The sequence below is a fragment of the Bradyrhizobium sp. NBAIM08 genome (assembly GCF_020193935.1).
In the GTDB taxonomy this organism is placed as follows: Bacteria; Pseudomonadota; Alphaproteobacteria; order Rhizobiales; family Xanthobacteraceae; genus Bradyrhizobium; species Bradyrhizobium yuanmingense.
The window spans coordinates 1-471 of the sequence record NZ_JADYVR010000161.1 but is presented as its reverse complement, the minus strand read 5'-3'; the positions used below and the strand labels follow the sequence as shown (position 1 = coordinate 471).

The 471-nt window shown below is 75.8% G+C and carries 1 protein-coding gene and 1 pseudogene; one reads left to right on the top strand and one right to left on the bottom strand.

From position 1 onward, the window contains the following. Positions 1 to 234: pseudogene (locus I6F37_RS38920) on the top strand (hypothetical protein); the annotation flags it as partial. Here the strand turns inward: I6F37_RS38920 and I6F37_RS38915 are convergent. Then, a partial coding sequence (locus I6F37_RS38915; protein WP_225154210.1) for an HAD family hydrolase occupies positions 208 to 471 on the bottom strand: 264 nt, incomplete at its 5' end. The pseudogene I6F37_RS38920 and the gene I6F37_RS38915 overlap by 27 nt on opposite strands.

Here is a 471-nt window from a genome sequence, read left to right as displayed (position 1 = left end):
GAGCCGGAGTGCAACATCGTGTGCTTCCGCCACCGCGCCCCGGGCGGCGTCGACGCCGATGCGCACCAGGAGCGCATCCGCGGCGAGCTGAATGCGAGCGGGAGCTACTACCTCGTACAGACGCGGCTGCGGGGCGCGACCTGGCTGCGCAGTGCGCTGATGAACGCCGCGACGACGCGCGACGACCTGCTCGGGATGCTCGCGGCGCTACGCGCCGCCGCCGCGCGGGTCTGACGGCGCGGCGGCGGGCGTCGCGAGCCCGAGCAGCGGGGGCAGCTCGGCGAGCCCGCGGACGCGCTCGCCCGGGTAGTCCGGATGGCGGTCGCTGCGATCGACGAGCACGGCGCGCAGGCCGCTGGCGATGGCGCCCTCGATGTCGTCGGAGAGGTTGTCGCCCACCATCACCGCGTCGGCGGGCTGCGCGCCGCCGAGCGCGAGCGCGGCAGCGAAGATCGTCGCGCAGGGCTTGCG